The organism is Novosphingobium sp. ZW T3_23 (assembly GCF_044987305.1).
In the GTDB taxonomy this organism is placed as follows: Bacteria; Pseudomonadota; Alphaproteobacteria; order Sphingomonadales; family Sphingomonadaceae; genus Novosphingobium.
This window is the reverse complement of record NZ_JBJDRF010000002.1, coordinates 214,772-239,648: the sequence shown is the minus strand read 5'-3', so window position 1 is coordinate 239,648 and position 24,877 is coordinate 214,772. Positions and strand designations below refer to the sequence as shown.

22 protein-coding genes are annotated in these 24,877 nt (G+C 65.3%); 7 read left to right on the top strand and 15 right to left on the bottom strand.

The features are described from left to right. Positions 1-14: 14 nt before the first annotated feature. Positions 15-1,898, bottom strand: a complete 1,884-nt coding sequence (locus ACI3K3_RS02395; RefSeq protein WP_404911796.1) for a 2-oxoacid:acceptor oxidoreductase subunit alpha — start codon at positions 1,896-1,898, stop codon at positions 15-17. Positions 1,899-2,275: 377 nt separating this feature from the next. Here ACI3K3_RS02395 and ACI3K3_RS02390 point away from each other — a divergent pair, with 377 nt between their 5' ends. Beyond that, on the top strand, positions 2,276-2,758 hold the full coding sequence (locus ACI3K3_RS02390) for an RNA pyrophosphohydrolase (protein WP_404911753.1): 483 nt from the start codon (positions 2,276-2,278) through the stop codon (positions 2,756-2,758). A gap of 34 nt (positions 2,759-2,792) precedes the next feature. Here the strand turns inward: ACI3K3_RS02390 and ACI3K3_RS02385 are convergent, their stop codons facing one another. From ACI3K3_RS02385 to ACI3K3_RS02370, 4 genes are all read right to left on the bottom strand, one after another. Beyond that, positions 2,793-3,299 (bottom strand): tetratricopeptide repeat protein, encoded by a 507-nt coding sequence (locus tag ACI3K3_RS02385; protein ID WP_404911752.1) that lies wholly within the window; start codon positions 3,297-3,299, stop codon positions 2,793-2,795. Positions 3,300-3,348: 49 nt separating this feature from the next. After that, the gene (locus ACI3K3_RS02380) at positions 3,349-4,521 is read right to left on the bottom strand and encodes an RsmB/NOP family class I SAM-dependent RNA methyltransferase (RefSeq protein ID WP_404911751.1); all 1,173 of its coding nucleotides are present in this window, start codon (positions 4,519-4,521) and stop codon (positions 3,349-3,351) included. Positions 4,522-4,545: 24 nt separating this feature from the next. After that, positions 4,546-6,003 (bottom strand): IMP dehydrogenase, encoded by a 1,458-nt coding sequence (gene guaB / locus ACI3K3_RS02375; protein WP_404911750.1) that lies wholly within the window; start codon positions 6,001-6,003, stop codon positions 4,546-4,548. Between the two features lie 98 nt (positions 6,004-6,101). Beyond that, positions 6,102-7,637 (bottom strand): M28 family peptidase, encoded by a 1,536-nt coding sequence (locus ACI3K3_RS02370; protein ID WP_404911749.1) that lies wholly within the window; start codon positions 7,635-7,637, stop codon positions 6,102-6,104. Between the two features lie 194 nt (positions 7,638-7,831). On the opposite strand from ACI3K3_RS02370, the gene ACI3K3_RS02365 reads away from it, so the two are divergent. Next, positions 7,832-8,695, top strand: coding sequence for a neutral zinc metallopeptidase (locus ACI3K3_RS02365; protein ID WP_404911748.1), 864 nt, complete (start codon positions 7,832-7,834; stop codon positions 8,693-8,695). A gap of 76 nt (positions 8,696-8,771) precedes the next feature. Beyond that, entirely contained in the window at positions 8,772-9,413 is a 642-nt protein-coding gene (locus tag ACI3K3_RS02360) for a hypothetical protein (RefSeq protein WP_404911747.1), read from the top strand. Positions 9,414-9,461: 48 nt separating this feature from the next. Here the strand turns inward: ACI3K3_RS02360 and ACI3K3_RS02355 are convergent, their stop codons facing one another. The 6 genes from ACI3K3_RS02355 to sdhC form a co-directional block, all read right to left on the bottom strand. Further along, positions 9,462-11,162: a M56 family metallopeptidase gene (locus ACI3K3_RS02355; protein ID WP_404911746.1), complete on the bottom strand. Its 1,701-nt coding sequence runs from the start codon at positions 11,160-11,162 to the stop codon at positions 9,462-9,464. Next, positions 11,159-11,569, bottom strand: coding sequence for a BlaI/MecI/CopY family transcriptional regulator (locus ACI3K3_RS02350; RefSeq protein ID WP_404911745.1), 411 nt, complete (start codon positions 11,567-11,569; stop codon positions 11,159-11,161). The genes ACI3K3_RS02355 and ACI3K3_RS02350 overlap by 4 nt, the downstream gene beginning before the upstream one ends. Before the next feature lie 65 nt (positions 11,570-11,634). After that, entirely contained in the window at positions 11,635-12,228 is a 594-nt protein-coding gene (locus tag ACI3K3_RS02345; RefSeq protein ID WP_404911744.1) for an HdeD family acid-resistance protein, read from the bottom strand. Between the two features lie 148 nt (positions 12,229-12,376). Further along, positions 12,377-14,185: a succinate dehydrogenase flavoprotein subunit gene (gene sdhA, locus ACI3K3_RS02340; RefSeq protein WP_404911743.1), complete on the bottom strand. Its 1,809-nt coding sequence runs from the start codon at positions 14,183-14,185 to the stop codon at positions 12,377-12,379. Further along, complete coding sequence (gene sdhD / locus ACI3K3_RS02335; RefSeq protein ID WP_313435346.1) at positions 14,185-14,568, bottom strand: succinate dehydrogenase, hydrophobic membrane anchor protein; 384 nt, start codon at positions 14,566-14,568, stop codon at positions 14,185-14,187. The genes sdhA and sdhD overlap by 1 nt, the downstream gene beginning before the upstream one ends. 12 nt (positions 14,569-14,580) lie before the next feature. Then, a complete protein-coding gene (gene sdhC / locus ACI3K3_RS02330; RefSeq protein WP_404911742.1) occupies positions 14,581-14,976 on the bottom strand; it encodes a succinate dehydrogenase, cytochrome b556 subunit in 396 nt (131 codons plus the stop codon). A gap of 222 nt (positions 14,977-15,198) precedes the next feature. Here sdhC and bla point away from each other — a divergent pair, with 222 nt between their 5' ends. The 3 genes from bla to ACI3K3_RS02315 all read left to right on the top strand — a co-directional run bounded on the left by bla (position 15,199) and on the right by ACI3K3_RS02315 (position 17,639). Further along, positions 15,199-16,191: a subclass B3 metallo-beta-lactamase gene (bla, locus tag ACI3K3_RS02325; RefSeq protein WP_404911741.1), complete on the top strand. Its 993-nt coding sequence runs from the start codon at positions 15,199-15,201 to the stop codon at positions 16,189-16,191. After that, entirely contained in the window at positions 16,188-17,090 is a 903-nt protein-coding gene (locus ACI3K3_RS02320; RefSeq protein WP_404911740.1) for a 50S ribosomal protein L11 methyltransferase, read from the top strand. Before bla ends, ACI3K3_RS02320 begins: the two co-directional genes overlap by 4 nt. A 246-nt stretch (positions 17,091-17,336) precedes the next feature. Continuing rightward, positions 17,337-17,639: a DUF1153 domain-containing protein gene (locus ACI3K3_RS02315; RefSeq protein ID WP_313435354.1), complete on the top strand. Its 303-nt coding sequence runs from the start codon at positions 17,337-17,339 to the stop codon at positions 17,637-17,639. Positions 17,640-17,734: 95 nt separating this feature from the next. Here the strand turns inward: ACI3K3_RS02315 and ligA are convergent, their stop codons facing one another. Further along, on the bottom strand, positions 17,735-19,870 hold the full coding sequence (ligA, locus tag ACI3K3_RS02310; RefSeq protein WP_404911739.1) for an NAD-dependent DNA ligase LigA: 2,136 nt from the start codon (positions 19,868-19,870) through the stop codon (positions 17,735-17,737). Between the two features lie 49 nt (positions 19,871-19,919). After that, on the bottom strand, positions 19,920-21,242 hold the full coding sequence (locus ACI3K3_RS02305) for a cytochrome P450 (RefSeq protein WP_404911738.1): 1,323 nt from the start codon (positions 21,240-21,242) through the stop codon (positions 19,920-19,922). Between the two features lie 164 nt (positions 21,243-21,406). Here ACI3K3_RS02305 and ACI3K3_RS02300 point away from each other — a divergent pair, with 164 nt between their 5' ends. Further along, the gene (locus ACI3K3_RS02300) at positions 21,407-22,039 is read left to right on the top strand and encodes a trimeric intracellular cation channel family protein (RefSeq protein WP_404911737.1); all 633 of its coding nucleotides are present in this window, start codon (positions 21,407-21,409) and stop codon (positions 22,037-22,039) included. 55 nt (positions 22,040-22,094) lie between these two features. On the opposite strand, the gene ACI3K3_RS02295 is transcribed toward ACI3K3_RS02300, so the two are convergent. Both ACI3K3_RS02295 and ACI3K3_RS02290 read right to left on the bottom strand, forming a co-directional pair. Next, positions 22,095-22,490 carry a hypothetical protein gene (locus tag ACI3K3_RS02295; RefSeq protein ID WP_404911736.1) on the bottom strand — a complete coding sequence of 132 codons (396 nt, stop codon included), beginning with the start codon at positions 22,488-22,490 and terminating at the stop codon, positions 22,095-22,097. 108 nt (positions 22,491-22,598) lie between these two features. Continuing rightward, entirely contained in the window at positions 22,599-24,695 is a 2,097-nt protein-coding gene (locus ACI3K3_RS02290; protein ID WP_404911735.1) for a prolyl oligopeptidase family protein, read from the bottom strand. Positions 24,696-24,877 lie beyond the last annotated feature (182 nt).

Here is a 24,877-nt window from a genome sequence, read left to right as displayed (position 1 = left end):
CTCCGTCGGAACCGTCAGGGCTGCTCGATCTCGGGGGCCGGAAGCTGGGACGCGTTGACCTCCACCTCGCCACCCTCATTTCCGGGAATCTCATCGAAGAATCGGGCGATGGCCTCCTCAAGTTCGGCGATGGCGAAGGGCTGGCCGCTGGTCTTGGTCAGCGGCACCGCATCGACGAGAAACCGATCCCGCAGGATGGTCTTGAACTGCCCGGTGTTCATCTCGGGCACCAGAACGTGGTCGAACCCGGACAACAGGTCGCCCAGATTGGCCGGCAGCGGCCAGACATGGCGAACATGGGCATGGCTCACCGCCAGCCCCTTCCTGCGGGCACGACGCACGGCCTGATGGATCGCTCCGAACGTCGATCCCCAACCGATCACCAGCAGCTTCCCGGCCGGTTCGCCAAGACTAAGCTCCTGAGCCGGAATGGCGGCGGCAATGCCGTCGATCCTGGCCTTGCGCGCATCGGTCTGGGCTTGATGGACGTCGGGGGCATAGTCGATGTTGCCGGTATCGATGGCCTTCTCGATCCCGCCGATACGGTGCATGAGCCCCGGCGTGCCGGGCCTGATCCATGGGCGCACCCCTCGCTCGTCGCGCTTGTAGGGAAGCACGCGGTCCGCGCCGTTGGGCTCCTTCAGGAACTGCACCGGAAACGGTTCGAAGGCTTCGGGGTCGGGCACCTTCCAGGGTTCGGAGGCATTGCCGATATAGCCGTCGGTCAAGAGTATCACCGGCGTCATGGTGCTGGTGGCGATGCGGCAGGCTTCGATCGCGCATTCGAAGGCATCGGCCGGCGAGCATGCGGCGATCACCGGCAGGGGCGCGTCGCCGTTGCGGCCGTAGACGGCCTGGTAGAGGTCCGACTGTTCGGTCTTGGTGGGAAGCCCGGTGGACGGCCCGCCCCGCTGCGAATTGACGATCACGAGAGGCAGCTCGGTCATTACCGCCAGCCCCATCGCCTCGCCCTTGAGGGCAAGACCGGGGCCGGAGGAGGAGGTGACGCCAAGCTGGCCCGCATAGCTGGCCCCGATCGCGGAGCAGATCGCGGCGATCTCGTCCTCGGCCTGGAACGTGGTGACGCCGAATTCCTTCATCTTCACCAGATGATGCAGGATCGCGGAGGCCGGCGTGATCGGATAGCCGCCAAAGAACATCGGCAGCCCGGCCAGTCGGCAGCCCGCGATCAGGCCCAGAGCGATCGCCTCCGCGCCGTTGATCGTGCGATAGAGGCCCGGCGCGCTCGGCACCGGATCGAGGTGCAGACGCCGCAGGGGACCGGCCAGCTCTGCCGTTTCAGCATAGGCATGTCCGGCGTTGAGCGCGGCGATATTGGCCCTCGCAAGGACGGGGTTCTTCGCGAACTTGCCCTGCAGCCACTCGACCAGCGGGCCCCGGTCGCGGTCGAACATCCATAGCGCCAGCCCCAGGGTCCACATGTTCTTGCACCGCAGGGCCTCCTTGTTGCCCAGGCCGAAGGGCTTGACCGCCTCCAGCGTCAGCGCAGAAATGTCGAACGCCAGGACGGCCCATCGTGCAAGGCTGCCATCCTCCAGCGGGCTCGCGGCGTAGTTCGCCTTTTCCAGATTGCGCCTGCCGAACTCGCCGGTGTCGATGATGACCAGCCCGCCCGGCTTCAGCGCATGGATGTTGGTCTTCAGGGCGGCGGGATTCATCGCCACCAGCACATCCGGCGCGTCGCCTGCCGTCGTGATCTCGCTGGAGCCGAAATTGATCTGGAAGGCCGAGACTCCGAACAGGGTGCCCTGCGGCGCGCGAATCTCGGCGGGAAAATCCGGGAATGTCGCCAGGTCGTTCCCGGCAAGGGCCGTGGAAAGCGTGAACTGACCGCCGGTCAATTGCATCCCGTCACCCGAATCACCGGCGAACCGCATCACGACCGATTCGACCGTCCCGTTGCCGGCGGGATCCGCGTTCTTCCGTCTGGTCGATGCGCTATCCGATAAGGTCGTCGCCACCATCGCTGTCTCCCGGGGCTGCCGATCTGATGCCGGCCATTGCTTTTCCCGCCACCAGACTATGCTCGCTTGCTATCCGCGCAAAACGGAAAAAGCAGTCGGGTCCGCGATCCGGTCTTCACGGCGGACCGCTCGGGGTTTGATCGGTTATCGGATCGGGAACCATAAAACGCGCTGGCATTGCGCGGGGGCTTGGGCCATTCTACGGGAATGCGCCGCGATGATCCGACCGATTGTCCGGCCCCGCTTCTCCAGCCCCGCTTTTCCCGATGACCATGGATTCCCCTGCACCGATGAAAGACTACGCGTCCCTGCCCTACCGCCCTTGCGTCGGCGTCATGCTCGTCAATCCCGACGGGAAGGTCTTCGTCGGAAAGCGGATCGACACTAAGGAAGGCGACTGGTGGCAGATGCCCCAGGGCGGCGTGGACGATGGCGAGGATCTGCGGGCCGCAGCCCTGCGCGAGCTATGGGAAGAAACCGGCGCCACCGAGGCGCACGTAACCATCCTCTCGCAAACGAAGGAAGAGCTGCTCTACGATCTGCCGGACGAACTCATCGGCAAGCTCTGGAAGGGCAAGTATCGCGGCCAGCGCCAGACCTGGTTCCTGGCCCGGTTCGACGGCAGGGATGCCGACATCGACCTGGAGGCGCACACGCCTCCCGAGTTCGCCGAGTGGAAATGGATCGAGCCGGAACTGCTGCCGGACCTGATCGTACCCTTCAAGAAGCGGGTCTACCGTGCCGTTCTTGAAGAATTCCGCGCCCTGATCTGAAATTGCTGAGAGGCGGGCGCTGGCCCGCCCGAACTCAGTTCTCCGACACGACCGGCTTCGGCGCGGTGGCTTCCGCCGTCATCACGCGAGTCGCCGGAGTGCGCGCGATGGCTGCGGCCAGTTTCTCGGTTTCGGAGCAATCCTTGCCGCAAAGGGTCTGGAGACGCGCCAGATTGCGGCTCGCCTTGTCGGTCGCGCCTTTTTCCGCCAGCGCCATGCCCTCTCCCGCCAAGGCGGCGAGATTGCGGGGGTCACTGACCAGCGCCACCCGGTAATAGTGCAGAGCCTTGCCCTGAAGCCCCTGCGTGCGCGTTGCATCGGCCAGCGCCAGCAGAACGGTGACGCTGCCCGGCTCCACCGTCAGCGCCGCTTCATAGGCATCGATAGCGCCGTTGACGTTTCCAGCGCCGATCGCGGCCTGCCCTTCGGCCAGCAGATTCGCCGCACGCGGATCGAGCGCCCTGGCGGGCTCCGAAAGGATCGCGCTGGAGGAAATGGCAGCAACAAAGGATAGAGCAATCGCGGCAGGCGTGTAACGCATCAAAATGTCCTTGGCCGAGGGCTTCGTCCTCATCATGGCACCGACGCTATCACAGCCGCTCGAAGCGCGCGACGAAAAAGCCATCGGTTCCGTCATGCCAGGGCGAAAGCCTCAGCCCGGCACCGCGAACCGTTCCCGCAGGCAGTTCCGGCACGACCGCGCGCCAGCCCCCATGCCGCGCCAGGAAATCGCGTGCCTGGTTCGCCCCTTCCTCATCGAGCAGCGAGCAGGTCACGAATACCAGGCGACCGCCCGGACGCACCAGTTTCGCCGCCACGTCCAGCAACCGCGACTGGGTGGCGACGTAGCGGGAAAGCTGAGCCTCGGTCAGGCGCCACCGTGCCTCCGGGTTGCGACGCCAGGTGCCGGTGCCGGAACAGGGCGCATCGACCAGCACGGCATCGGCGGCGTCGGCATAGCGCTGGAGCGCCTGCACTTCCTTGCCAGGATCGAGCAATATCGTCTCGATTTCCGTTGCCCCGGCCCGCGCGGCGCGCGGGGCCAGACGCGAAAGGCGCGCCCGGTCGGTGTCGCAGGCGAGTAGCGTGCCGCGATTGTCCATGGCGGCTGCCAAAGCCAGGGTCTTGCCCCCGGCGCCCGCACAGAGATCGATGATCGTTTCGCCCGGCAGCGCGGCAACCGCTTCGCAGGTCAGCTGCGAGCCGGTGTCCTGCACCTCGATCGCGCCCTGAAGATAGGCTTCGGCCTGTTCGATGCGCGTTTCGGGCGGATAACGCCAGCCATGCGCGGCAATGGAACGCTCGCCCGCCTCCGGAAGATCGAACCGCTCGTTGCGCAAGGTGTTGACGCGGATGTCCAGCGGCGCACGATCGAGCAAGGCCATGGCATCGGCTTCGGCAACGTCGCTGGCGGCGAACCGTTCGACCAGCCAGCGCGGTGCCAGACCCGGCTCCGCCACGGGCTCGCCTTCAACGACAGGCGCGGGAGCATGGGCCGATCCGTCGAACAGAGCGACAAGGTCAGCATCCCCGATGGCAAGCCGCAGCATGGCGGCACGCCCGGATTCCGGGATTTCGCCGCAGGCCCTGATGGCCCGGTAGGCCAGCTCGCGCACGGCACGCCGGTCCTTGCTTCCCGCGAACCGGCGCGTGCGAAACCAGTCCGAGATCAGGCGGTCAGCCGGTGCGCCATTGGCGCGCGCGGCGTCGATCACGAGATCCAGGATCTCGATCGCCGCCTGTACCCGCGCGCCCGGTGTCATGCCGCTGCCCCGCCCTTCCGACGATCAGCGCGAAGGATAGTTCGGCGCCTCGCGCGTGATGGTCACGTCGTGGACATGGCTTTCGCGCAGGCCGGCATTGGTGATGCGCACGAACTGGGCGCCCTTGCGCAAGTCTTCGATGGTCGCGGAGCCGGTGTAGCCCATGGCCGCCTTCACGCCGCCCACCAGCTGGTGGATGACGTCCTTGGCCGGGCCCTTGTAGGCGACCTGGCCTTCGATGCCTTCGGGAACCAGCTTCATCTGGTCCTTGATGTCGCCCTGGAAGTAGCGATCGGCCGAACCACGGCCCATCGCCCCTACCGAGCCCATGCCGCGATACGACTTGTAGGCGCGGCCCTGGTAGAGGAACGTCTCGCCGGGCGCTTCCTCGGTGCCTGCCAACATCGAACCGACCATGATGGTCGAGGCACCGGCGGCCAGCGCCTTGGCAGCGTCGCCCGAAGTGCGCAGGCCGCCGTCGGCGATCACCGGGACGCCCGACTTGTCGGCCTCTTCGGCGGCATCCATGATCGCGGTGAGCTGCGGTACGCCGACACCGGCGACGATGCGCGTGGTGCAGATCGAGCCCGGCCCGATGCCCACCTTCACGCAATCGGCACCCGCGTCGATCAGCGCGCGCGCCGCTTCGGCGGTGGCGATGTTGCCGGCGATCACCTGTGCCGAGTTCGACAGCTTCTTCACGCGCTCGACCGCCAGCGCCACGTCCTTGTTATGGCCGTGGGCGGTGTCGATCACGACGACGTCGCATTCGGCGGCCAGCAGCGCCTCGGTGCGGGCAAAGCCCTTGTCGCCCACCGTGGTCGCGGCGGCGACGCGCAGGCGGCCGGCGGCGTCCTTGGTGGCGTCCGGATAAGTGACGGCCTTCTCGATATCCTTCACGGTGATCAGGCCGACGCAGCGGAAGGCGTTATCGACCACCAGCAGCTTCTCGATCCGGCGGGCGTGCAGCAGGCGGCGCGCCTCGTCCTGGTCGACGCCCAGCTGAACGGTCGCGAGGTTCTCGTGCGTCATCAGTTCGCGCACCGGTTGCGCCGGGTTGGCGGCAAAGCGCACGTCGCGGTTGGTGAGAATGCCGACGAGCTTGCCCGAGTTCTCCACCACCGGAATGCCGCTGATCTTGTTGGCCAGCATGATCGCCTGCGCTTCCCCAAGCGTGGCGTCGGGCGAGATCGTGATCGGGTTGACCACCATGCCGCTTTCGAAGCGCTTCACGGCACGGACCGCGGCGCACTGTTCCTCGATGGTGAGGTTGCGGTGCAGCACGCCGATGCCGCCGAGTTGCGCCATGACGATCGCCATGTCGGCTTCGGTCACGGTGTCCATGGCCGAGGAAATCACCGGGATATTGAGCGCGATATCGCGCGTGAGGCGGGTGCGCGTATCGGCCTGGGTAGGCACGATGTCGGACTTCGCAGGACGAAGCAGTACGTCGTCGAAAGTAAGTCCGAGCTGGATATCCATGTGCGCCACCATAACCTTTACCGGGGAGAATCGTGGCGGCCCATGTAATCAAAGGGGGGCGTCAGGGCTAGAGCCTTTTCAAACGGCGCCGGATCGCCTCACTTGCGCTTTCTCTCCGGCGCTGCAGGAGAAGGCTCGACAGGCGAGACGGGCACCCGCCGCACATCCGCGAACCAGCGGCCGAGCGCGGTCAGCATCTTCACGTCGTCAGCCGCGCCGCCCAGTTCGAGCGGCTTTGCCATATGCTCCAGATCGTCGCTGGGCCGGTGGTAGTCGCCGTCGAAGAACGCACGCATGCGGTCGATGTCGCCGTAGGCCGTGGTCACCATCACGGCGGGAATGTCGTGCTGGAGCAGCGCCCACCCATCCTGGCGGCGGGCATATTCGTTGGCATCGTCACCGGAACGCAGCTTGAACCGCTCTGCCTTGGCGACTTTGGCGATCTCGCCGTCCAACCCCGTCATCCCGCGACCGACGATGGCGAACGGCGTGCCGCGCGGTGCGACGGCGATCGAATCGATATTGAAGGCCGCCACGATCCGCCCCAGCGGCAATGGAGGGTTTTCGGCGAATGCGTGGGCGCCCAGCAGCCCGAGTTCCTCGCCCGTAGTCGCCAGGAAATAGACATCGCGATCGAGCTGCGGTGCGCGCGCCAGGCGCCGGGCCACTTCGGTCAGCGCGGCGACGCCGCTGGCGTTGTCTATGGCGCCGTTGCAGATCACGTCCTCGGCCGGCGCTTCCCCGCATTCGCCGAAATGATCCCAGTGGGCCACGAACAGCACCGCGCCGCTGTCCTGCTTCTTGCCGGGCAGCTTGCCGATGAGATTGTGCGTGTGGATCGTCGCCTCGCGCGTAGTCGCCTCGAACGACGCGGTCATGTCCAGCGCGATGGGCACGAAATCTGGCTTGGAGGCGGCGGCTTCCAGCATGTCGAACGAACGCGACGTGCCCTTGAGCAGAGCCGCCATCGCCTCGCGCGTGATGAAGGCCTCCAGATCGCCGCCCAGCGAATCGTCCGACAGGGCATAGCCGGACCGCTTGCGCCGCGCCGCGACCTGATCGAGGCTGCGCTCCCCATCGAGCACCGTCAACACGGCGGAGGCGCCGAGCGCCAGAAGGTCGTTCTGACGCTCGCCATCGGGGGTATCGCCATCCAGGACGACCGCGACCCGGCCCGCCAGTTCGGTGCGGGTATAGTCGCGCCCACGCCCCTTGCCGAGAAACAGCATCGGCACGTTCCGCACCAGGCTGCGCTTGCCGGATGTCAGGACCAGCACGCCCGGCGGAGAGACCGTGGAGCGAGCACCTTTCCGCAGGAAGCGGGCCGCCGACGAATCCGGTTCGCGCGCGACCAGGGTTACCGGGGCGAACCACTCGTGCCCCGGATCGTTGGTGCCGGACACCAGCCCGATGTCGAACCACTGCTTGCCCAGATAGCGCAGCGTCTTTGCCTCGCCGTCGGTCCCCGGCTCGCGACCGTCGAAATCATCACTGGCGAGAATTTCGATATGGGCGCGCAGGCGCGAGACGAGTTCCTGATCCGCGCGCGAGATCGCTGAAAACAGGGGATTGCCGCTCACAAGCAAAGCGCCGAGCGCCACCGCGCCGGCGGCACGAGCCAATCCTGCCTTCATTCCCCTGTTCATCGCATTGCAGCCTATACGATCAATTTCGCCCCGCTGTTACAATTTTCGCAGGCATCCGAACGCGATGCGACATTTGTTGCCGCAGAGACACGCTGGAACCTCTGTCGGCAAATTCGATTGAACAGAACCTGAGCCTGTGGCTAGTTCATGTAAGCCCGGCACTTTCGAAAAGGATCTCAGCGATGCGGCTCGACGAGTTCGACCCCGACAATATCCGGGTCAGCCAGGGTGGGCGCGGTTTTCCGGGAGGTTCCGGCGGCAAGCTGGGCTGCGGATCGCTCGTCATCGTGCTGATCGGCGCGCTCGTCTTCGGGGTCGATCCGGCGCAGATGCTCGGCTCCCTGGACAGCGTCCAGCAGCAGCAACCCTCCACGCAAGTGGCGCCGGGTCAGCCGCAGGACGCCTCCTCGATCTGCCGCGACAATGCCTATTCGCTGGAATCGTGCAATGCGCTCTCGTCGCTGAACAAGACCTGGCAGCCGCTGTTCCAGAAGGCGAACATCGCTTTCGACCAGCCGAATCTGCGCTTCTACAACGGCTCCGACCAGTCGGGCTGCGGCGCCGCCCAAAGCGCGATGGGGCCGTTCTATTGCCCGGCCGACCAGGGCATCTACATCGATACCAGCTTCTACGACGAACTCGACCGCAAGATGGGCGCCAAGGGAGACTTCGCTCGCTATTATGTCGTCGCGCACGAATATGGCCATCATATCCAGCACCTGCTGGGCATCGACCGTCAGGTCCGCCAGGCGCAGCGACAGAACCCGCAGCAGGCCAACGCGCTCCAGGTCCGCATGGAGCTTCAGGCGGACTGCTACGCCGGGGTCTGGGCAGGCCGGAACAAGGATCGCATCGAAGCCGGCGACATGGAGGAAGGCCTGACCGCCGCCAGTGCGATCGGCGACGACACGCTGATGAAGAATGCCGGCCAGCGGGTAAGTCCGGAAAGCTTCACCCACGGTTCCAGCGCGCAACGCATGGAGTGGCTGCGGCGCGGCCTGGAAACAGGGAACGAGGACGCCTGCGACACGTTCAACCAACAGTAATCGACCAGTAGGCTGGCGCTTCCCTCCTTGCGCGTGGGTGCGACCGCGCCGCCCGGGGGTAAAACAGGAGGAAACGATGCGCCCTATCCTGATCATGGCAGCCACGGCCGGTCTGCTTGCGACAACCGCTGCCGAGGCCCGTCAGGACAAGCCGATCACCAGTAGCGAGCCTAGCGCGGTGGATATCGCCAAGACGCCGGTGACCGATCTCAATCTGGACAAGACCGATATTCCCCCGGTTCTCATCGCCGCCATCAAGAAGCCCTACGACCTGGGTTCGATGCGCAGCTGCCGGCAGATCAGCGCCGCCGTGATCGAACTGGACGGCATTCTGGGTGACGACATCGATCTTCCCCAGGAAGCGCGCGATCGCGTCAGCACCGGCAAGCTGGCGAAGTGGGTGGTGAGTTCGTTCATTCCCTTTCGCGGGCTGATCCGCGAGATTTCCGGCGCCAATGCGCAGGAACGCGCCGTGCTGGCAGCAGTGCAGGCTGGCGTGGCACGGCGGGGCTTCCTGAAGGGCGTGGGTTCGGAGCGTGGCTGCAAGTATCCCGCCTCGCCCGCAACGCCCGCGATCATCCAGGCCAAGGAGCTTCAGCGGCATAACGAAGACGCGAAGGAAAGCGCCAAGGAGGCCAAATCCGACGCCAAGGATCGCAAGGGCGCGGACAACGACGTGTCCTACACTTCCCAGCCGGTCGTTCAGAAGGTTCCATAAGCGCGGAAGGCGCGGATCGACCTCACCGGCGATCCGCGCCTTACGGTTTTATCGGTCGGATTGGTCAGCCATTTCGGCCCGGACATCGGCCATTTCACCGTCCAGTTCCGCGAGTATCTCACTCCTTACACGGCTACTCAGCGAGCGGTTGCTGGCAATCGATGCCCTTGCTGTAGAAATGCCTCGCAGGGACGCGTTCATCGCCTGGAGCGGAACGCCAGTGCAGATATGGGTGCTTGATCCTCCGCGATTTCGTGAAGCGGACTGCTGTCGATCGGCGGGACAGGTGCTGTCGATCGAGATCGTCTGCCGGATCTCGCGGCGGCCATCCTCACCCTTATGCACGATACGGATGGTCTGGATCTTGCCGTCCGCGGTCGTCGACTGTTCGACCTTGGGCACGTTGCGCAAGGCATTGGCCATCGCGGCACGATAGTCTGCGCGTGCGGCCTGACGATCTGCTGCCTGACGATCGCGTTCGAGAGATCGAGGCGGCGCCGGAGGAATCGGAGGGGCGGGCGGAACGCTGCCACGGCTGAGTGGCACTGGCGGCACTGGCGGTACGGGCGGCGCGGGCATCCAGGAGCCGTCCGACACCGCGACGGCCTCCGAAACTTCGGGAGCTTGCGGCGCTTCGGGCGCTGGTGCGGGGGGCGGTACTTCGCCGTCTTCGCTGCCATATTGCAGCGACGCGGAAGGCGCGGCGGGCGCGGGTACCGAAGGAACTTCGGGCACCTGCGGTACATCCGATGCTTCGGCGCCGTCCCGCTCTTCCATGGCGGCGTAAGTGACCGTTGCCGTGCAGGGTACCGAAATAACGGCGAAGGCGAAGAGGCTTCGCGCCATCACCCGGCGTCCGGGCGAAATCTCGGCCGTAGCCAGCGCCTTCAGCCGCTGGATGATCGGCTTTTCGCCTGCGAGCGCGCCGGCGATCGGCGCAGCAAGCGTCAGTCGCGGGCCGGCCGCGAAAGAGGCGATTACGCGGCCATAGCGAGCGCGGGTCGCGCGATCGCGGCCCGCCATGACACGGGCATCGCAGGCCGCTTCCTGATCGGCCCGCAGAGCACGCCATGCCGCCCATCCCAGAGGATTGAACCAGTGCAGCGCGAACAGCGGTTGCAGGACGATCAGGGCCAGGAGATCGTTGCCGGCGTGGTGTTCCAGTTCATGAGCGATCGCGAAGTCGGAGCTTTCCGAATCGACGGTCGCCAGAAAGCCTTGCGGCAGCGCCACGACCTTGTTCCTGACACCGAACGCCAAGGGCGAAGCCGCCATGGGCGTCTCGACGATCCGGATGTCCCCCGCGTGGGCGACCTGATGCGCGTCGGTCAGCAGTTCTGCCCGCATGAGGCGGTAGTTGCGGAAACGCTGGACGAGGAAGACCGCCGCTCCGATCAGCCAGATGGCGACGGCGAGTTGAAACCAGGGGATTTGCGACAGGATGCCCGGATCGATTTCCCCCGCGGACATGGCCGGGACATTATCGGTCGCAGCCAGCGGGTGGATTGCCTGGACCGCCGCGGGGATCGCCTGATGCGTGGCGGCTACGGGCTCCGCCGCGATTTCGGGCCTGGCGAAAAGGCCGCGTGGCAGCGCGAGCGGTGGCAGGACCAGGCGCAGTACCGGCAGCGCCCAAAGCGCGTAGGCCGCCGCCGGACCGAACCAGCGCGACACCGGCCGACGAACCAGCAGGATCAGCGCCATCAGCGCGCCGGTCATCACGAGCGTATCGGTAAGCCATTCGATCATGACTTCAGCTCCTTCAGGAGGGCTTCGATCTCGGCAATGTCATCTTGGGTGAGTGCATCGGATTCGGCAAGATGCGCAAACAGCGGTGCGGCCCGCCCGCCGAACAGGCGATCGACGAGCCGGCGACTCTCGCTGCCGACATAGGATTCGCGGGCGACGCGCGGAGAGTAGAGGAACCGCTTGCCATCGGGCTCCGTCGCCAGAGCCTGCTTGGCGACCAACCGCGAAAGCAGGGTCTTCACGGTGGCGAGGCTCCACCCGCGCGGCGCGCAGACCTGCTCGCACACTTCTGCGGCAGTCAGCGGGCTCCGCTCCCACAGCACTTCCATCACCGCATGTTCGGCGTCGGAAATGCGTTCAGGCTGGTCGTTCGATGAGGAAAGGTCGGATGGCGTATCGGCAGGCATGGCGCCCTCCATCGTTTACACACGTAATCGATTACGTGTGTAAACATGAACGCCAGATGAATAGGTCAGTGGGCGAGCTTGCGGAGAGACATGGCCAGCATGATCAGGAACACGCCGCGAACCACCAGACTGATCATGATGATCACGGCCAGGAACGCCAGCCCCGTCGCAGGGTTGGAGAACAGCAGGATCAGGCCCAGCACGACATCAAGTGCGCCCAGGAACAGCCGCCAGCCCTTGTCATGGCGAGACTTGAGCGCGAAGGCGATCTGGAAACCGCCCGAAACCGTCAGCCATGCTCCGATCGCCCAGACCAGCGACAGGGCGCCCGCCACCGGGTTCATGACGGCGAAAACACCCGCGACGATGGCAAGGAGGCCAAGCAGCACCTCCAGCCAGCGCGCACGCTGGGAGAGCGAGGTCCATCCGGAAGCTATGCCTGCGATACCGTAGATCACCAGCACCACGCCGACCAGCAGCCCCGTTGCCACCCCGGCCACCAGCGGGTTGGATATGACGATCAGGGCGATCAGCAACAGCAGGATGCCATAGGCCAGGACCCAACCCCAGGCCTTGCCCGAAGCCTGCGCCATAGAGTTGACCAGTGGATCGTTCTCCACATGCGGCTCGAGTAGCGGGTCCATTTCCGTACGAGTCATGCCAATGCCTCCTGTTTCGTGACCTGCGTCTGGTCAGGAAAATACATGAAACATCGTTCAGTTGCAGCGCAAAGTTCAACTGTTAACGCAAAAGGGCGGCGCATCCATCGATACGCCGCCCTTCGCTAGACTATTCGAAACAACCGGATCAGTATACGCGAGCCTTGGGCTTGATATACTCGATGTCGTCCGTCAGCGTATATTCGTGAACCGGGCGGTAATCGAGACGGACTTCGCCGCCCTTGCCGCCCCAGCCGTTGAACCAGCCAACGGTGTGCTTCATCCAGTTCGCGTCATCGCGGTTCGGGAAGTCCTCGTGCGCATGGGCGCCGCGGCTTTCCTTGCGCGCCTGTGCACCGTGCAGGGTAACCGAAGCCTGCGAGATCAGGTTGTCCAGTTCCAGCGTCTCCACCAGGTCCGAATTCCAGATCAGGCCGCGATCGGTGACCTTGATGTCGTTCATGCGCTCATAGGTCTTGGCGAGCTGTTCCTTGCCTTCGACCATGAGTTCGTCGGTGCGGAACACGGCCGCGTGGCCCGACATGGTGCGCTGCATCTCGGTGCGGACTTCCGCCGTCGACGAACCGCCGTTGGCATTGCGGAAGTGATCAAGACGCGTGAGCGCCATGTCGGCCGAGTCCTTGGGCAGTTCCTGCTGGGCGGCGCCCGGCTTGACCAGTTCCTTCAGGCGATGCCCGGTGGCACGGCCGAAGACCACAAGGTCGATCAGCGAGTTCGAGCCCAGGCGGTTGGCACCATGGACCGAGACGCAGGCCGCCTCGCCTACCGCGAAGAGGCCGGGGACCACGGTGTCCGGATTGCCATCCGGGCCGATGGTCACGACTTCGCCGTGGTAGTTACAGGGAATGCCGCCCATGTTGTAGTGGACGGTGGGAACCACCGGCAGCGGCTGACGCGTGAGATCGACGCCCGCGAAGATCTTGCCGCTTTCGGTGATGCCCGGCAGACGCTCGCCCAGCACCTTGGGATCGATGTGATCGAGGTGCAGGTAGATATGGTCCTTGTGCGGGCCGACGCCGCGGCCTTCGCGGATTTCCATCGCCATCGAACGCGAGACGACGTCGCGCGAGGCGAGATCCTTCGCGGAAGGCGCGTAGCGCTCCATGAAGCGCTCGCCTTCGGAGTTGGTGAGGTAGCCGCCCTCGCCGCGCGCGCCTTCGGTGATCAGCACGCCCGCGCCGTAGATGCCGGTGGGGTGGAACTGCACGAATTCCATGTCCTGCAGCGGCAGGCCCGCGCGCAGGACCATGCCGCCGCCGTCGCCGGTGCAGGTATGGGCCGAGGTGGCGGTGAAGTAGCTGCGGCCGTAACCGCCGGTCGCGAGCACGACGGCCTGCGAGCGGAAGCGGTGGATCGAGCCGTCATCCATGCAGAGCGCGATCACGCCCACGCACTTGCCGGCGTCCATGATCAGGTCGATCGCGAAGTATTCGATGAAGAAGTCCGCATCGTACTTCAGCGACTGCTGGTAGAGCGCGTGCAGCATGGCGTGGCCGGTACGGTCCGCGGCGGCGCAAGTGCGCTGCACCGGCGGGCCTTCGCCCATGTTCTGCATGTGGCCGCCGAACGGGCGCTGGTAGATCGTGCCGTCGGCGTTGCGGCTGAAGGGCACGCCGGCGTGCTCCAGCTCGTAGACCGCTGCCGGGGCTTCACGCACCATGTATTCGATGGCATCCTGGTCGCCCAGCCAGTCCGACCCCTTGACGGTGTCGTACATGTGCCAGGTCCAGTGGTCCGGCGTGTTGTTCTGAAGCGAGGCGGCGATGCCGCCCTGCGCCGCAACGGTGTGCGAGCGGGTGGGGAAGACCTTGGTGATGCACGCGGTCTTCAGGCCGGCTTCGGCCGAGCCCATCGTGGCGCGCAGACCCGAGCCACCGGCGCCGACGACGACGGTGTCATAGATATGGTCGATGATCTTGTAGGCAGGGGCGGACATCAATGGGCTCCCAGCGCGAGACGGATGATGCAGAAGGCGCCGAAGGCGATGCCGCCGCAGGCGGCAAGGTTCAGCGCCGCGATGCAGGCGAACTTGTTGGCGTGATCGTGGACGTAGTCTTCGACCAGCACCTGGAGGCCCAGGCGCGCATGCCAGAAGGTCGTGACGACCAGCAGGATCATCACCACGGCCGGAACCGGGCGCGAGATCCATTCGACGACGGTGGCGTAGCTCATGTCCGGCAGCAGCAGGATCGAGACGACCAGGAACAGCACCGAAAGAAGGTTGCCGATGGCGGTGAAGCGCTGGAGCAGCCAGTGATGAACACCGTGCTTCGCAGAGCCGAGGCCACGTACGCGGCCGATGGAAGTTCCGTTACCCATGATACCCGTTCCTCAGCGAAGCAGCAGGATCGCCCAGAAGGCGACGGTGGCGAGCACGCCCAGGATCGGGCAGACGATCGACCAGGTCTTGTTCGTCTTGAGTTCGAAGCCGCCGCCCACGTCGAGCACGAAGTGCCGCAGGCCGCTCATCATGTGGGAGAAGAACGCCCAGGAGATGCCGACGAGAACGATATAGCCGATCGGCGTCGTCATGGCCCAGCTGAAGGTCTCGTAGGACGCCGGGCCGCCGGCGAGGGCGCCAAGCCACCACAGCAGAACGCCGAGGGCGGCGAACGCCATTCCGTCACCGGTCACGCGGTGCAGAATCGAGACGAACATGTGAGGGCCCCAACGCCAGATCTGGAGATGGGGCGAAAGCGGACGGTTCCTGGTGCCGTCTTTGGCCATGGCTCTTTCGAATCCCTTTTGCCTTGTTTAGCAGCCTCGAGGCTGCCCCTGTCGAAAGTCCCCTTAGACAAATCACGGCTTGGCGCAAGTTCCGCGAACCACATCGCGCATGCATCGCGCACAAGCGACGTTCCGCCCGGCGCTACCGTTCACCGCAACCTGATGCCCTGCGGGGCCCCTCCCACTGGTCTTGGCGCCTCCCTGGCATTAAAGCGCAGCCGCATGAGAACCTTCCCGAATGTCCTGGCCGCGGCACTGCTGCTGGCCGCTTGCTCGCGCGGCAGTGCCGAAGCACCCGGCAGTGCGGAAGCATTGGCCGAAGCCGAAGGCGCCGAACCCGCCGGAAAGCCTGTCGCATCGATGCCCGCCGGTGCGGATACTGCCGATGGCGCGAAGCTCGCCAAGGCATGCAAGGGGCGCGACGGTTGGGGCGATGCCGCGCCGCCGGCCCGGCTTTTCGGCAATACCTGGTATGTCGGCACCTGCGGCATCTCCGCGATTCTGGTCACCGGAGAACAGGGGCATGTGCTGATCGACGGGGGAATCCCCGAAGCTGCTCCGCTGGTCCTGGCCAACATCGCTGCTGCGGGGTTCGAGCCGAAGGACGTCCGCTTGATACTCTCCAGCCATGAGCATTTCGACCATGCCGGCGCGCTCGCCGCCCTCCAACGCGCCACCGGGGCCCGCGTCGCCGCCCTGCCTGCCGCCGCCGAAGTGCTGGAAACCGGCAAGGCCAGCCCCGAAGACCCGCAGTTCGGCGGGCTCGATCCCTTCCCGCCCGTTCGCGTCGACAGGCGCCTGGCGGACGGCGAGAAAATGACGCTGGGCAAGCTTTCGTTCACTGCCCACGCCAATCCCGCCCATGCCGCCGGATCGACGAGCTGGACCTGGCGGTCCTGCGACGGGCAAGGCCGCTGCGTGACGATCGCCTATGCCGACAGCGCCTCCGCCATCTCGGCAAAAGGCTATCGCTTCACCGACCATCCCGCGCGCATCGCGGCTGTCCGAGACGGCCTCGACCGGATCGCCGCCCTTCCCTGCGACCTGCTGGTCACCCCGCATCCCGGCGCGAGCGATCTCTTCGCGCGGCTTTCGGGCAACGCCCCGCTGGTCGACCCCACCGCCTGCCGCAGCTATGCGGCCACCGCTAAAGCCCGTTTCGACCAGCGCCTTTCCGAGGAGGCCGGCAACGCGGCGAAGGAGACCCGTCCGTGAGTTGGAAGATTACCGCCTACGCCCCGCGCACCGTGATCGAGAGCGCCCTTGTCGCTCACGAGGATGCATTCGACTGGGATCCCGAGATCGTTCTTTCCGGCAGCGAGATCGCGGAAGACAAGCCTGACGACTGGCAGTTGGAAGCCTGGCTGGCGCACGAGCCGGGCGATGCCGAGAAGAACGCCGTCGCCGCGCTGTTCGAAGGCCCGGCGCCTGCGTTCATCATCGAGGAACTGCCGGAAACCGACTGGCTCGTCACCAGCCAGCAGGGCCTCGAACCCATCCGCGCCGGACGTTTTCACGTTCATACTCCCGATCACCCGGCGATCCGTGAGCCGGGCGTGATCGATTTCACCATTCCCGCCAGCCAGGCTTTCGGAACCGGGCAGCATGCGACCACCGCCGGCTGCCTCGCCATGCTGACGCACATGAAGGCGCAAGGGCTGATCTTCCGCAACCACGCCGATATCGGCACCGGCACCGGCCTGCTCGCCTTCGCTGCCATGGCGCTGTGGCCCCGCGCGCGCGCCACCGCGAGCGACATCGACCAGGTCTGCGTGGGCGTGGTGGAAGACAATGCCGAAGCCAACGGCGTGAAGATGGGCCCCAGGGGCGGCGAACTGGTCATGACCATTGCCGACGGCATGGACCACCCGCTGATTGCTGCGCGCGGACCTTACGACCTTATCATGGCGAACATTCTCGCCGGACCGCTGGTTTCGCTCGCCCCAGACTTCGCCCGATCGCTGGCGCCCGGCGGCAGTCTGGTGCTTGCAGGCCTGCTGGAAAGCCAGGAAGACGCCGTACGCCGCGCCTGCCGCCGGGCCGGCCTGCGCCTTGCGGGCAGGTTGGTGAACGGCGACTGGTCGATCCTGTGGATGCGCGCACGACGCCGATGATCTGCACCGTTTGCGCCCATTGGATGGCAGGTTCCATTCCTATGGGCGAAGTGCTTGCAATTAAGATTGGTAAATACGCTTTTCGGGGTACAACAGGGGCCCCGAAAAGCAGATAGCGTTAAATATGAAATCCTTACCCTGTGGAGTCATAACGGCCGTTAACCATTATCGGTTACGTGTAATTAAGGGTTTCCACCAAGAATTAAGGCCAAGGGGGGCTGGTAAAAACAGCTCAAGAGGCCAAAAATGCTTCAATCTGATCTCGATCGGCCGCGTGCCGTCGTTGGACCCCTGGGTGAAGCTCTCGACAAGAGCAGCCTGCCGCCGCGCAATACGTCACGCTGGGTCGTCCGCCGCAAGGCCGAAGTCGTAGCTGCCGTGAACGGAGGCCTGCTGACGATCGCCGAGGCATGCGACCGCTACGACCTCACGCTTGAGGAACTGGCGTCCTGGCAACGCGCCGTCGAGCGCGAGGGCATGGCAGGGCTGCGCGCGACCCGGGTTCAGCATTATCGACACATGCACGAGCGGCAGGCTCGGCAGTCCTGAGTCTTTCACAGGCCTGAGTTTTTCCCAGGCCTGAGTCTTTCCCCGGCGCGATGTCGAGGCGGGCGGGGCGGCGTTCTGCCGCCCCTGCCACCCGCTTATCCCGCCGCCGCCACGATCGCCGCCCATTCGGCCTCGTCGATGACGCGGATACCGAGATCGGCGGCCTTCTTCAGCTTCGAGCCCGCGCCCGGCCCGGCCACAAGCAGGTCGGTCTTCGCCGAAATCGATCCCGCCGCCTTTGCCCCCAGGCGCTCGGCCTGGGCCTTCGCTTCGTCGCGGCTCATCGTTTCCAGTTTGCCCGTGAAGACCACGGTCTTGCCCGCGACTTCGCTGTCCACCGTTTCCACCCGATAGGCGGGCGGCGTGACTTCCGACAGGAGGTCGTCCCAGACCTGACGGTTGTGCTCTTCGTGGAAGAAATCCCCCAGCGCTTCGACCACCGCAGGGCCGATGCCGTCGATCGAAGCCAGTTCGGAATAGGCGTCACTGGCCGCCGTAGCCGCTTCCTCGCCCTCGCGCACATGCGCCGCTTCCGCCACGGAACGAAGCTCGGGCAGCGTCTCGAAGCGCTTCATGAGATCACGCGCGGTGACGGCCCCGACATGCCGGATGCCGAGGCCGAAAAGCAGGCGGGCGGCATCGGGGCTGCGCTTGCTTTCCACAGCTGCCAACAGGTTGTCCACAGACTTGTCCTTCCACCCGTCTAGCGCCAGGATCTGCTCGCGGCGCCTGCGCAGTCGGAAGATATCGGCCGGGCTTTCAAGCCATCCTTTCGCGAAGAACTCGTCGATGGTCTTCTCGCCAAGCCCTTCGATATCGAGCGCACCCCGGCTGACGAAGTGCTTGAGACGCTCGGTCCGCTGCGCCGGGCAGATCAGCCCCCCGGTGCAGCGCACGTCCACTTCGCCCTCTTCGGCAACCGCCTCGCTTCCGCACTGGGGGCAATGGTCGGGGAACGGGAAAGCCGGACGGTCTTCCTCGCGCGTCACGTTGTCCACCACCTGTGGTATGACGTCGCCGGCGCGCTGCAGGATGATCCGGTCTCCGGGCCGAACGCCGAGGCGCGCGATCTCGTCCCGGTTGTGCAGCGTCACGTTGGTAACCGTGACGCCGCCGACAAGCACCGGCTTGAGACGGCCGACCGGCGTGAGCTTGCCGGTGCGCCCCACCTGGATGTCGATCGATTCGAGCACCGTTTCGGCCCGTTCGGCGGGGAACTTGTGCGCCAGACCCCATCGCGGCGCCTTGGCCACGAACCCGAGCCGCTGCTGCCAGTCCAGTCGATCGATCTTGTAGACCACGCCGTCGATCTCGAACGGCAGACCGGCCCGGCCGTCGCGAATGGCGCGATAGGCCGTCAGCATGTCCTCCACCGAATGGCACAGGCGGAACTGCGGCGACACCGGCAAGCCCCACGATTCGATCTTGCGGATGACTTCATGCTGGCTCGCTCCGGGGATCCGGCTTGCCGCGCCCCAGCCATGCGCCCAGAAACGCAAGGGTCGCCTGGCGGTGACGCTGGCATCCTTCTGGCGCAGCGAACCGGCGGCGGCATTGCGCGGATTGGCGAACTGACGGACCTTGCTTTCGTCGAAAGCCTCTCCTTTCGCCTCGGCCTGCGCACGCGCCTCGGTCATCAGGGTTTCGTTGAGGGCCAGGAATGCGGCCTTCTCCATGTAGACTTCGCCGCGAACCTCGAAGACTTCCGGAATGTCGTCGCCCTTCAATTCCTGGACCACGTCGGCGATATGCGCGACATTCGCGGTCACGTCCTCGCCCACTTGCCCGTCGCCCCGCGTCGCCGCGCGCACCAGCCTGCCGTTTTCATAGCGCAGCGAGCAGGACAAGCCGTCGATCTTGTCTTCCGCCGTCACCAGCACCGGCTCGTCCGCCGAAAGCGAAAGAAACCGCCGGACACGGCCCACGAAATCGGCCACTTCCTCGTCGGTGAAGGCATTGTCGAGGCTCATCATGCGAACCTCGTGCGTCACTTTCGACAGCGGCGAGGCCGCTACGTCATGCCCCACCTTGCTGCTCGGGCTGTCGGGCCGGGCAAGGTGCGGGAATGCCGCTTCGAGTTCGGCGTTGCGGCGAACCAGGGCGTCGTATTCCGCGTCGGTTATCTCGGGCGCATCTTCCGCGTGGTAGAGACGATTGGCGCGGTTTATCTGGCGCGCCAGGCGCATCAGTTCGTTGGCGGCTTCGGCTTCGGTGGTGGCAGGCGTGGTCATGTCCGGTTGATAGGGCAGACCGACGCGGGTTGGAATTCCCCCTCTCCGCTTAATCCCCCCCGATCGGATCGAATTCGAGGTGGAGACTGGCCAGGGCGCGCAGGATGTAGGTCGGTTCGTAATCGAAGCGCAGGCCTCCGTTCGGATCCACATGCACCGGGGCCAGGCGGATGTTCCCCATGCAGGCCAGCAACCGCTCGATACTGGTGACGACTTCGCGCCGGGCCAAGGGCGCGCCGATGCAGGTATGGGCGCCGCGACCGAAAGCCAGGTGCTCCTTCAGCTTCGGCCGGCCCATGTCGAACCGGTAGGGCTCCGGAAAACGCGCGGGATCGCGATTGGCCGCCATGTGCGAGAGCAGGATCGAAGTTCCCGCCTTGATCTCCACACCTCCCAGCACCGTAGTTTTCTGGCACATCCGTCCGCCGCTCTTCACCGAGCCGTCGAAGCGCAGCACTTCCTCCACGAACGCGGGGATGCGGCCGGGATCGTCGCGCAACTGCTGCTGGATGTCGGGCCGTGTGGCGATGATCCGGAAGGCATTGGCAAGGAGGCGATTCGTCGTGTCCTGCCCGGCGCCGAAGAGGAAGGCGGCCAGGATGGTCAGGTCCACCAGCGAGGGGCGAGTGCCGTCGGGATAGCGCGCCTGCGCCAGGTCGTTGAGGATATCCTCATGCGCCAGCAAGGCACGCAAGGGCCGCATCAGGGGATGAGCGGAGACCCGGCGCTGCGCGATGAGCTTGAACAGATCCTTGCCCACACCCACCAGCGGGTTCTTCAGCATGTCCTCTTCGCTGGCATTCATCGGCACCGGGATCGCTCCTTCGAGCAGCCCCCGGAACTTGGCCCTTGTCCGGTCGGAAAGGCCGAGGAGATCAGAGATCACCAGCGCGCCGTATGGGCCGCCGTACTGGCGCACGAGATCGACCTTGCCGTCCGCCTTGAACTCGTCGATCAGGCCTTGCGCCGTAGCCAGCAGCTTGGGCTGCAATTCCTTCAGGCGGCTTGGCGTGAACAATCGCGCGATGATCGAGCGCAAGTCTGCGTGGCGCGGCCCACCTTCGGTGACGATCTGGTCCGCAAAGGCAATGCGGCTGCGATGCGCCTCCAATTCCTCGGAAATATCGTCTCCCTGCGGATCGAAGGGAAGCGGCGCGACGGGCCCGGTAACCGCGTTGATGGAGGAAAAATGCTCGGTGTCCAGCATGACCTGGACCGTCTCTTCATATCCCGTCACCGCCACGGCGTTCCGGTGTGGAAGGCGCACGACCGGGCCTTTCGCGCGCAGAAAGTCGAAGTAGGCGTGCGGATCGTCGATGAGCGCTACGTCGGAATACCAATCGGCGTTCTCATAGGAAGCGGGACGGACCACTTATTTATCTCCCGGCCATTTATGATACTATGTGTATCACTTCGTGAAGCGGGGTCAATGCCCAGACTTCAGGCCTCACGTTCAGGCCCCAAATTCAGGCATCGCGTTCACGCTGCCCTCAAGCTTTCGCTGCCGCTTCGTTCGAGATCGGGCTATGGCGGCGCATGCCCACGATCATTCCGCCCGACTCTCCCGCCCTGCCTGCCGCCTTCGACATTCTGGGCATTGCCGTCTTCGCACTCACCGGCGCCCTCTCCGCGGCACAATTGCGCCAGACGTTCGTCACGGTGGCGTTCTTCGCGCTGATGACCGGCGTGGGCGGGGGCACCTTGCGCGATCTGCTGATCGGCGCGCCGGTGTTCTGGGTTCGCGATCCGTTCGTCGTGCCGGTCTGCCTGGCCGTGGCGATCATGGCCTGGTTCACGCCGGTCCGCTGGTGGAAGGGACACCTGCTCGAATGGGCAGACGCCGTGGGGCTTGCCGTCTATTCCGGGTTCGGAACGGTGAAGGCCATGGCCTGGGGCGTCCCGCCCGTGCCCGCCATGGTCATGGGGGTAGTGACCGGGTGCGTCGGCGGCATCATCCGCGACGTCCTGGCAGGACAGCCTTCCATCCTGATGCGGCCGGAACTCTACGTGACTGCGGGCGCCCTTACGGCGGCCATCGCCGCAGCGAGCCTGGCCATGGGTTTCCCCGCGACGCTGTCCTGGGCCTTGGCGGCAAGCGCCGGCTTTGCGCTGCGCGGCGCCGCCATCCACTGGTCGCTCGGGCTTCCCGCCCACGAAGGCGCGGACTGACGGATCCAGCTAAAGGCGTGGGGCGCACATCCGAAAGTGCGACCGAGGCCTTTCCCTAGAGGCCAGCGATCTCGTCGAAATCGAGGTCCACGATCCTGCCGCGCGCAATCTCGCATTCGAACGAGCCACGCGCCGGCACATTTTCCCGCCATGCGGGACCGCCGCCGCCGACACGGACCCATCCTTCGATCTCGTATCCGTCCGGCTTGCCCTCCACGGACTTGATGCCGATCACCTCGATGCCCGTGAACCCGGCCGCCTTGGCCGCCTGCTCGGCCGCAGCCACGCATTTATGCGCCGCCTGCCGGGAACTGACCCCGTAGGCATCGGGCTTGTTGTCCAGCCTGGGATCGGCCGCGAAACGATCGTTCTGGGCCATGGCCGGATTCGCGGCCCAGATGGCGACGACCAACGGAAGCCCGCGAAGGTATCTTGAAAAGACTGTCGGCATGGTTCGGCGCTCCCTTTCGGTCGGCCGCTCAAAGCGACCCGCGAACCATGCCATAGTCCGGCATTCAGCGCCGAACGCAACCCTCTCGTTACGGAGTCCGGCTCGGAATCATTCGGAAACCTTCAGCCCCGTCCATTGCGCGATGAAGGACAGCACGTCCGCGCTTTCCTCGATCACCTTGTCGGTCGGTTTGCCGGAACCGTGCCCCGCGCGCGTCTCGATCCTGATCAGGTGCGGTTTGTCGCCCAGCGGTGCCGCCTGAAGCGCTGCCGCATACTTGAACGAGTGGCCCGGCACCACGCGGTCGTCAGTATCCGCCGTCGTCACGAGGATCGCGGGATAATCGCTACCCGCCTTGATATTGTGATAGGGCGAATAGGCGCGCAGCACCTTGAAGTCCGCCTCGCGATCCGGATAGCCGTAATCGTCCACCCAATAGCGGCCCGCCGTGAAGCGATCGAACCGCAGCATGTCCATCACGCCCACCTGCGGAACCCCGGCAGCGAAAAGATCGGGCCGCTGGTTGAGCACCGCCCCGACCAGAAGACCGCCGTTCGATCCGCCCTGGATCGCAAGGCCGTCCTTCGCGGCGATGCCTTCGCTCTTGAGGTACTCGCCCGCGGCGATGAAGTCGTCGAAGACGTTCTGCTTGTTGGCCCTGCGTCCGGCATCGTGCCAGGCGCGGCCATATTCGCCGCCGCCGCGCAAGTTCGCCATCGCGAAAGCGCCGCCCGCCTGAACCCAGGCCATGCGGCTTGCCGAGAAGCCCGGCGTGAGCGAGATGTCGAAGCCGCCGTAACCGTAGAGCAGTGTGGGAACCGGCTTGCCGGCCTTCGCCACATCCTTGCGGCGAACGAGGAACATCGGCACGCGCGTTCCGTCCTTCGACGCGTAGAAGCGCTGCTCCACCACGATCTCCGCAGGATCGAAGTCCATCGCCGGTTCGGCGAACGGCTCCGAAGCGCCGGTGTCGAGGTTCATCCGGAAGATCGACGCCGGGCGGTTGAAGCTGGTGAACGAGTAGAACGTCTCCGGATCGCCGGGCTTGCCGCGAAAACCGGAAGCCGTGCCGATACCGTTCAGCGCCAACGCCCTGCCCGGCTTGCCATCGAGCCCGACGATCTCGGCATGGCTGGCAGCATCGCGCATATAGTTGAGCACGAGCTGGCGGCCGACGATCCCGGCCTTCTCCAGAATGTCCTCACGCTGCGGCACGATCTCCGTGAACGCGGGATCGGTTGCAGCCAGGTCGAAGCTCACCAGGCGATAGCGCGGCGCGCTTTCGTTGGTCACGAACCAGAGTTTCTGTCCCGCGCCTTCGACGAGGCGCCAGTCGTCCTTGAACCCGGAAACGATCGGACGCGCGGCCCAACGCTCCTTGCCCTTCTTGCCCAGCTCGATGACCCGCACCTCGTAACGGGAATCCGTGCCGATGTGCGAGGTGATGACCGCGAGCCGCCCGTCCTGGTTGACTTCCGCCGAATGGCCGTAATCCGGATGGTCCGGCGTCGCGTAGACCAGCTCGTCGGCGCTCTGCGGCGTGCCCAGGCGGTGGAAATAGATTGCCTGGTTGTAGTTGAGGCTCTGAAACGCGGCGCCTTCCTCCGGCGCCGGGAAGCGCGAATAGAGGAAGCCTTCATCGCCTATCCAGGCAAGCGCGCTGAACTTAACCCAGCGCAGTTCGTCTTGCAGAACCTTTCCGCTGGCCACGTCCATCACATGAAGCACGCGCCAGTCGCTGCCCCCGTCCTGCACGCTGTAAAGCAGGTAACGGCCCTGCTGCGAAGGCTCCCAAGCATCGAGCGCGGTCGCGCCGTCCTTGGCCCAGGCATTGGGATCGAGCAGCATCCGCGGCTTGCCGTGAAGAGCCTCGCGCACGAAAAGTTGCGACTGGTTCTGAAGGCCCGTGTTCCGCGTGTAGAAATAGCGGTTCCCCGCCTTCACCGGCAGGCCGAAACGCTCGAAATCCATGAGCGCGCTGATACGCTGCTTGAACCATCCCCGCTGCGGCAGGGTTTTCAGATAGGTTTCGGTGAAGCGCGATTCGCGATCGACCCAATCGGCCACTTTCGCGTCGTGCCGGACGTCCGCCTCAAGCCAGCGGTACGGATCGACGATCCGCTCTCCGAACAAAGTCTCCACCACGTCGTCGCGGCGCGTTTCAGGATAGTTCATCGTGGCCACCGTCTTCGCCGATACCGGCATGGCTGCAAGCAAGCTCAAAGTCGTAATATGCGCGATCGCACCTCGGGCTCCGCCGAGCCTGCCCATCCAAGGCATTCCATTCCCCTGAAACCAAAAAACAAAAGCGGCCGCGAGCCTAGCACTCGCGACCGCCCTTGCAATGTCTGGTCCGCCTTCCGTGTGGAAAGCGACCTGCTTCAACC

Coding starts and splice junctions, on each gene's coding strand:
- ACI3K3_RS02385 (WP_404911752.1), bottom strand. CDS start 3,299: ATGCGTTACACGCCTGCCGCGATTGCTCTATCCTTTGTTGCTGCCATT.
- ACI3K3_RS02370 (WP_404911749.1), bottom strand. CDS start 7,637: ATGAAGGCAGGATTGGCTCGTGCCGCCGGCGCGGTGGCGCTCGGCGCT.
- ACI3K3_RS02380 (WP_404911751.1), bottom strand. CDS start 4,521: ATGACACCGGGCGCGCGGGTACAGGCGGCGATCGAGATCCTGGATCTC.
- ACI3K3_RS02395 (WP_404911796.1), bottom strand. CDS start 1,898: ATGCGGTTCGCCGGTGATTCGGGTGACGGGATGCAATTGACCGGCGGT.
- ACI3K3_RS02345 (WP_404911744.1), bottom strand. CDS start 12,228: ATGACTCGTACGGAAATGGACCCGCTACTCGAGCCGCATGTGGAGAAC.
- ACI3K3_RS02360 (WP_404911747.1), top strand. CDS start 8,772: ATGCGCCCTATCCTGATCATGGCAGCCACGGCCGGTCTGCTTGCGACA.
- sdhD (WP_313435346.1), bottom strand. CDS start 14,568: ATGGGTAACGGAACTTCCATCGGCCGCGTACGTGGCCTCGGCTCTGCG.
- bla (WP_404911741.1), top strand. CDS start 15,199: ATGAGAACCTTCCCGAATGTCCTGGCCGCGGCACTGCTGCTGGCCGCT.
- ACI3K3_RS02350 (WP_404911745.1), bottom strand. CDS start 11,569: ATGCCTGCCGATACGCCATCCGACCTTTCCTCATCGAACGACCAGCCT.
- ligA (WP_404911739.1), bottom strand. CDS start 19,870: ATGACCACGCCTGCCACCACCGAAGCCGAAGCCGCCAACGAACTGATG.
- ACI3K3_RS02300 (WP_404911737.1), top strand. CDS start 21,407: ATGCCCACGATCATTCCGCCCGACTCTCCCGCCCTGCCTGCCGCCTTC.
- ACI3K3_RS02290 (WP_404911735.1), bottom strand. CDS start 24,695: ATGCCGGTATCGGCGAAGACGGTGGCCACGATGAACTATCCTGAAACG.
- guaB (WP_404911750.1), bottom strand. CDS start 6,003: ATGGATATCCAGCTCGGACTTACTTTCGACGACGTACTGCTTCGTCCT.
- ACI3K3_RS02355 (WP_404911746.1), bottom strand. CDS start 11,162: ATGATCGAATGGCTTACCGATACGCTCGTGATGACCGGCGCGCTGATG.
- sdhC (WP_404911742.1), bottom strand. CDS start 14,976: ATGGCCAAAGACGGCACCAGGAACCGTCCGCTTTCGCCCCATCTCCAG.
- ACI3K3_RS02390 (WP_404911753.1), top strand. CDS start 2,276: ATGAAAGACTACGCGTCCCTGCCCTACCGCCCTTGCGTCGGCGTCATG.
- ACI3K3_RS02295 (WP_404911736.1), bottom strand. CDS start 22,490: ATGCCGACAGTCTTTTCAAGATACCTTCGCGGGCTTCCGTTGGTCGTC.
- ACI3K3_RS02315 (WP_313435354.1), top strand. CDS start 17,337: ATGCTTCAATCTGATCTCGATCGGCCGCGTGCCGTCGTTGGACCCCTG.
- sdhA (WP_404911743.1), bottom strand. CDS start 14,185: ATGTCCGCCCCTGCCTACAAGATCATCGACCATATCTATGACACCGTC.
- ACI3K3_RS02365 (WP_404911748.1), top strand. CDS start 7,832: ATGCGGCTCGACGAGTTCGACCCCGACAATATCCGGGTCAGCCAGGGT.